Source organism: Sandarakinorhabdus sp., from assembly GCF_031422795.1.
GTDB lineage: Bacteria > Pseudomonadota > Alphaproteobacteria > Sphingomonadales > Sphingomonadaceae > Sandarakinorhabdus.
In genome coordinates, this window is the sequence record NZ_JANPML010000219.1 from 1 (window position 1) to 6547 (window position 6547).

Consider the following 6547-nt stretch of genomic DNA (forward strand, 5'->3'; position numbering starts at 1 on the left):
CCTGATCTACAGCTATTCCGGCGAAAACTGGCTGGTGCAGCCGTATTTCCAATATGCCCGCGTGCCTGATCTGGCCTTCAACGGCACCACCAAGGCCGATAATTGGGGCGTGGGTTTCCTGGCGCGTTACAAGATCGACGACAATTGGGCGCTGCCAGTGCGTCTGGAGTATATCGACAGCAAGGCGTCGCGGGCGACGGCGGCCAATTTCCTTTATGGCCCGGGCTCCAATGCCTTTTCGGTGACGGTGACGCCGACCTATACGTTTGATCGTTTCTTCGTACGGCCGGAAGTGTCTTTGGTGTCGGTTTCGGGGATCACGCCGGGGGCGGCGTTTGGCGCGGCTGGTGTGGATCGGTCGCAGGTGCGGGGACGGCTGGAGTTTGGGGTGGTGTTCTGACAAGCCGGCTGACCACAACGCGCAGCGTTGTGGTCTGACTCGGTGCAGTCACGGACGGCGAGCGAAAAGGGCGGGAGCATTCTCCCGCCCTTTTTGACTCGTCCGACGGCGCGGCTTTGCCGCGCTCTTTCTTGTCTTCCTTTCTTCGCTTTCGATCGTGCCGGATGTGCTGCTCTCCCAGTCGCGCGGGCTTTGCCCGTGCGGGGCGGCGGCTGTGCGGGGAGGGAGGCGCAGTAGCGCGGGCCAAGCCCGCGCTACTGGTGCGGCGGTGCTGGCTGGGAGGGGGACAAGGAAGAAGGAAAGAGCAAGAAAGTGCGTGGCGGAGCCACGTCGTCAGACGAGTCAAAAAGGGCAGCCCTGAGGGGCTGCCCTTTTCGCTCGCTGGCCGAGCGCTACGCGAGACGGTGGTTAGTGCTGCGCACTAACCACTCGCCGCTTACGCGCTGTAATACATATCAAATTCAACCGGCGCCGGCGTCATCTCCCACCGCATCACCTCTTCCATCTTCAGCTCGATATACGAATCGATCTGGTCATCCGTGAACACCCCACCCTTGGTGAACACCGCCCGGCTCTTGTCGAGCGCCGCCAGCGCTTCACGCAAGGACGCGCACACCGTCGGCACCTTCTTCAGTTCGCGCGGCGGCAGGTCATACAGGTTCTTGTCCATGGCCGGGCCGGGGTGGATGCGGTTTTCGATGCCATCAAGGCCCGCCATCAGCAACGCGGTATAGGCCAGATACGGGTTGGCCAGTGCATCCGGGAAGCGCACTTCGACGCGCTTGGACTTGGCGCCGGTGCCATAAGGAATGCGGCACGACGCCGAACGGTTGCGGCTGGAATAGGCCAGCAGCACCGGCGCTTCGAAGCCGGGCACCAGTCGCTTGTAGCTGTTGGTGCCGGGGTTGGTGAAGGCGTTGCAGGCCTTGGCGTGCTTGATGATGCCGCCGATGAAGAACAGCGCCATCTCGCTGAGGCCGGCATATTGGTCGCCGGCAAACAGCGGGGTCTTGCCGTTCCAGATCGAAAGGTGGGTGTGCATGCCGCTGCCGTTGTCGTCCTTGATCGGCTTGGGCATGAAAGTCGCGGTCTTGCCATAGGCATGGGCGACCTGGTGAACCACGTACTTGTAGACCTGCATGCGATCAGCCGTCTCGACCAGCTTGCCGTAGGTCAGGCCAAGCTCGTGCTGAGCCGAGGCCACTTCATGGTGATGCTTGTCGCAAGGCAGGCCCATGTCCAACATGGTAGCAACCATTTCGCCACGCAGATCAACGGCGCTGTCGACCGGGGCGCAGGGGAAATACCCACCCTTGGCGCGCGGACGGTGGGCCATGTTGCCCTGCTCATACTGGCGGCCTGAGTTGGTCGGCAGTTCGATATCATCGAGGTGGAAGAAGCCTTCGTTGTAGCCAAGGCCAAAGCGCACATCGTCAAACACGAAGAATTCGGCTTCCGGGCCGACATAGACGGTGTCGCCGATGCCGCTGGCCTTCAGATAGGCTTCACCGCGCTTGGCGGTGGAGCGCGGATCGCGGCCATAAAGCTGGCCCGTCGACGGTTCGACGATGTCGCAAATCAGGATCATCATCGGCGTGGCCGAGAACGGATCGATATAGGTCGCATCCAGATCCGGCATCAGGATCATATCGCTTTCGTTGATCGCCTTCCAGCCGGCGATGGACGATCCGTCGAACATGAAACCATCGTTCAGCATGTCTTCGTCGATGACGCCCGAGACCATGGTCAGATGCTGCCACTTGCCCTTGGGATCGGTGAAGCGCAGATCGACCCACTCGATCTCCTTCTCCTTGATCATGCTCAGAATGTCGGCCGCAGTGGTCATCGGGTCTTCCCTTGTGGTTTCTTGGTTGCCTGAATTAGGGTTTGAAATATCAGATCGCGTCGCTGTCGCGTTCGCCAGTGCGGATGCGCACGGCCATTTCGATGGGCGACACAAATATCTTGCCATCGCCAATCCGCCCGGTGCGCGCCGCGTTGGTGATGGCTTCCACCACGCGCTCCACCTGGTCGTCGTCCACAACGACCTCCAGCTTCACCTTGGGCAGGAAATCGACGACATATTCAGCGCCGCGATACAGTTCGGTATGGCCTTTTTGACGACCAAAGCCCTTGGCTTCGGTGACGGTGATCCCCGACACGCCCACTTCGTGCAGCGCTTCTTTCACTTCATCCAGCTTGAACGGCTTGATGACAGCTTCGATCTTTTTCACGACCCATCCCCGCCTGTGAAGGCAAAATCAATGCACACCCGTAGCGATAACCACGGGCCGGATGCCAATTCAATGCGCTTTTTGACTATGCCGCGCCACCGGTATTTTGCCCATATGCGGGCGATTCAGGCGCGCCAGAATCAGACCGTCGTGGCGTAACCGCCATCCACGGTAATCACGCTGCCGCACAGGAAATCACTGGCCCGGCTGGACAGGAACAGCGCCACCCCGGCCATGTCGTCGGGCGTGCCCCAGCGCTGCATCGGCGTGGCGGCGCGGAAAGCTTCGCGGAACTCCTCGGCGATGACGGCGGTCATTTTCGATGGGAAGAAGCCCGGCGCGATGGCGTTCACGTTGATGTGCCGCTTGGCCAGGAATTTGGCCATCATTCGCGTCATGTGCAGCACGCCGGCCTTGGAGGCGGCATAGCTGTAGGTTTCCAGATCCGAAACATGCTGGCCATCGATCGAGCCGATATTGATCACCTTGGCCAGATTGCCGGGGCTGGCCGCTGCTTCCAGCAGGGGGGCCAGTTTCTGGGTGAGGAAGAACACCGACTTCACGTTGATGTCCATCACCTTGTCCCAGCCGGCTTCGGGGAATGCGTCAAACTCGGCCCCCCACGAGGCGCCGGCGTTGTTGAACAGGATATCGACCTTGGGCGTGACGGCGGCAACGGCGGCGGCAAAGCGCTCGATCTCGGCCATCTGGCTCAGATCGGCCGGGATGGCGGTGCAGGCCGGGCCGAGCTGGGCAGCGAGACCTTCGCAATCGGAAATCTTGCGGCTGGTGATGATGACGTGCGCGCCGTTTTCCACCAACGCACGCGCAATCATCTCGCCAATGCCGCGGCTGCCGCCGGTGACCACGGCGGTCTTGCCGGCGACGCTGAATAGGGATTCGATCTTCATGTAGCAGAGGCTCCGATGATTTCGCCGGCGGCGCGGGCGCGATCGAGCCGTGTGGCTTCGGCCGCGGGCAGCAGGCGGTAGACGAAATAGAGACAGGTGATGGTGAACGGGGCCATCAACAGCAGCGCCAGCACGCCGGTGCCCAGGCTGCCGCTGATACTGGACACAAAGCCGGTGAACCACGGCCCCAGGCCCAACCCGAACAGCGTGGTGCCGATGAAGAAAGTGGCGGTCGCTGCGCCGCGCATGCGCGGCATCACCAGATCCTGCGTGGTGGCCGCGGCGACACCGACATACATCGATCCAAAAATGGTGGTGGGGGCAAAGCACAGGAAGAACATCGCCAGATCGCTGGTGGTATACTGCAGCCAGATGAACGGTGCCGGCACCAGCGTGGCGAGCGCGCCCACCATGATGCGCCCCGAAGGATGGCGTTTCTTGGCCCAATCGCCCAGCACGCCGCCCAGGATGGTGCCGACAAAGCCGCCGAGCGCGCCGCCGCCGCCCAGAATGAAGGCCACCGATTCCTTGGTGCCATACCAGGGGATGGGGCCGCCGCTGGCCAGCATCGGTTCGGCAAATGTGCGCAAGGCATAGGGCGCTGCCCAGAAGCCGACCGAATAGCCGACGAAACTGATCGAGCCGAAACCAATGATGGTGAGCACGAAGGCCGGGGTGCCCCAGATCATTTCATAGGTCGGCTTGTCGCGGCGCTTGATCGATTGCGCCCAGCTGATCACCGCATAAAGGCCCGTGCCAACGGCGAGGAATTGCGGGATTTCGCCGGTGAAATGCACCAGCGTGGCCACCAGCCCGGCGACCAGCGCCAGCACGGCAATATTTTCCAGCAGCGCACGGCGGCCGAGCAGCGCCATGTTGATCAGGGTGAGCGGCGGGATGACGCTGGCCAGATCGGCGGCGAAATTGCGCAATATGGTTTTGCCGGCCATCGGCACCGGCGGCGGCAGGCCATCGGCACGGCCGCGGATCGGCTCGATCAGCGTCGCCACCCACAAGGCCAGCAGCAGCCCCGGAATGCCGACCGCCATGAATGCCGCCTGCCAGCCGACCAGCCCCAGCGGGCCGCCGCCGGGATAGGCCGCGTTCCAGCCCTTCACCACCACAGCCCCGATCAGCAGCGACACGCCGCCGCCCAAATAGAGGCCGGCGGCATAGATGGAGATCGCCGTGGCGCGCCGCGCCTTGGGGAACCAATCGGAAATCATCGAATAGGCCGACGGGCCAGCCGCCGCTTCGCCGACGCCAACGCCAATGCGGGCGAGCGATAACTGGTTGAAACTGCCAGCCAGGCCCGACATGGCGGTCATCCCCGACCACAAGGTGAGGCCCAGCGCCAGCAGCCGCGTGCGGACCCAGTTATCCGCCAGGCGGCCGATCGGCACGCCGAACAGGGCGTAAAACACAGCGAACGCCGTGCCATAGAGAAAGCCCAGCTGGGCATCGGTGAGGCCAAGGTCGCGCTTGATGTCTTCGGCCAGGATCGACAGGATCTGCCTGTCGATGAAGTTCATCACATAAACCAGCACCAGCAGCGCCAGGACATACCAGGCATACGGCCCGCCAACGGGCGGAACTGGTTTGCCGTTGACGGTTTCGCTCTCGCTGTCGACCATCCGCTGTGCTCACCCCAAGGCTGCGGGGCATCAGCCGGCCCCTTCAGGCCGATGGCTTATCAGCCGTCCCGGTGGCTGTCACCCATCACATCGGAGAATGCCAGCTGGCCATCGAACAAGGCGCGAACAACCAGTTCGGTGCGGGTGGCGACGCCATAGCGGGTTTTGGCGGCCTCCAGATATTTGTGCACCGTGCCGCCGGCCAGGCCCAGCAATTGCCCGGCCACCCAATTGGATTTGCCGCGCGCCGCCAGCACCAGGCAATCAAGCTGCCGCTGGGTGAGTTTCGGTCCCTCTGGTGGGTCATCACCTGCCATCTTCAGCTTCAGCCGGCGTGCCGCCTCGAACGCGAAACAGGCGAGATATTGCGCGGCCGGCAGCGAATCCGTGGGCAATTGCCGGCCTTCGGCCATCACGAAGCTGACCAGCCCAGAGGCTTGGCCCGGCACATGAATCGGCACAGTATAGCCTTCGGCCAGCCCTGCGCTGCGCGCCTGGGTCATATAGGCCTTGTGCCGGACTGTCATCGGCAGGATGGAATCGAGATTGCTCCAGGCAAAAGGTGCCGCACTGCGTTCGCAGGCCAGCAGCACCGGATCATCGGCGATCCGGCCACTCAGCACCAGATTTTCAACCCAATGATCAGGAAAATCGGTGAGACGCACCGGGCCGAGGCGGTTGGGAGCGTTGACCCGCTGGGCCAGCGCGAAATGATCGAACTGAAATGCGCGCGTGGCGTCCTTCAGCACCAGGCCGATATCGGTCAGGCTCGGCGCGGTGCGCACGGCGCGCACATACGTCTGGACATTCTGAAAACTGCTCACACACGCCCCCGTGCATCATGGTGCGACGCCCTGCCCGCGCGCGACTGTCTTGCTCTGCCCCTCAGCCAAGCTTATCTCAGGTGCCCGACAACACCAGATACCTAGTATAGTTTCATCACAAATATTTGACAATGAGGGACTTATGGTGCGCGACACTGCTATTATTGCTGGCGGCTGCTTTTGGTGCACCGAAGCGGTTTTCAATGAACTCAAGGGCGTCGAAGTGGTCGAATCCGGCTATATCGGCGGCCACAGGGACAATCCCACCTATGAACAGGTGTGCTCCGGCGCCACCGGCCATACCGAAGCGGTGCGCATCGTCTATGATGCGGACATCATCAGCTATGCGGAATTGCTGGATATCTTCTTCCACACCCACGATCCGACCACGCTGAACCGGCAGGGCGGCGATATCGGCACCCAATATCGTTCGGCGATCTTTCCGCAGAATGGTGTGCAGGCCGGCGAAGCGGAAGCCGCCATTGCCCGCAACCAGGACAGTTGGGACAATCCGATCGTCACGACGATTGAACCGAACGCGCCG

The 6547-nt window shown here is 62.3% G+C and carries 7 protein-coding genes; 2 read left to right on the forward strand and 5 right to left on the reverse strand.

Translation table 11 applies throughout. The features are described 5' to 3' along the window. The coding region (locus tag RMO81_RS08245) for an outer membrane beta-barrel protein (RefSeq protein WP_310475345.1) at window positions 1-400 on the forward strand (400 nt) is incomplete at its 5' end. Window positions 401-836: 436 nt separating this feature from the next. Here the strand turns inward: RMO81_RS08245 and glnA are convergent. The 5 genes from glnA to RMO81_RS08270 all read right to left on the reverse strand — a co-directional run bounded on the left by glnA (window position 837) and on the right by RMO81_RS08270 (window position 6003). Next, window positions 837-2246 (reverse strand): type I glutamate--ammonia ligase, encoded by a 1410-nt coding sequence (gene glnA, locus RMO81_RS08250; protein WP_310475346.1) that lies wholly within the window; start codon window positions 2244-2246, stop codon window positions 837-839. Between the two features lie 49 nt (window positions 2247-2295). Beyond that, window positions 2296-2634 carry a P-II family nitrogen regulator gene (locus RMO81_RS08255; protein ID WP_086117584.1) on the reverse strand — a complete coding sequence of 113 codons (339 nt, stop codon included), beginning with the start codon at window positions 2632-2634 and terminating at the stop codon, window positions 2296-2298. Between the two features lie 140 nt (window positions 2635-2774). Further along, window positions 2775-3545 (reverse strand): SDR family oxidoreductase, encoded by a 771-nt coding sequence (locus tag RMO81_RS08260; RefSeq protein ID WP_310475347.1) that lies wholly within the window; start codon window positions 3543-3545, stop codon window positions 2775-2777. Continuing rightward, window positions 3542-5179: an MFS transporter gene (locus tag RMO81_RS08265; RefSeq protein WP_310475349.1), complete on the reverse strand. Its 1638-nt coding sequence runs from the start codon at window positions 5177-5179 to the stop codon at window positions 3542-3544. The genes RMO81_RS08260 and RMO81_RS08265 overlap by 4 nt, the downstream gene beginning before the upstream one ends. 59 nt (window positions 5180-5238) lie before the next feature. Next, a complete protein-coding gene (locus RMO81_RS08270; protein ID WP_310475350.1) occupies window positions 5239-6003 on the reverse strand; it encodes a LuxR family transcriptional regulator in 765 nt (254 codons plus the stop codon). Window positions 6004-6145: 142 nt separating this feature from the next. Between RMO81_RS08270 and msrA the strand changes: the two genes are divergently transcribed. Further along, window positions 6146-6547, forward strand: a 402-nt coding sequence (gene msrA / locus RMO81_RS08275; protein WP_310475351.1) for a peptide-methionine (S)-S-oxide reductase MsrA, incomplete at its 3' end; no start/stop codon positions are given.

Coding starts and splice junctions, on each gene's coding strand:
- glnA (WP_310475346.1), bottom strand. CDS start 2,246: ATGACCACTGCGGCCGACATTCTGAGCATGATCAAGGAGAAGGAGATC.
- RMO81_RS08260 (WP_310475347.1), bottom strand. CDS start 3,545: ATGAAGATCGAATCCCTATTCAGCGTCGCCGGCAAGACCGCCGTGGTC.
- RMO81_RS08265 (WP_310475349.1), bottom strand. CDS start 5,179: ATGGTCGACAGCGAGAGCGAAACCGTCAACGGCAAACCAGTTCCGCCC.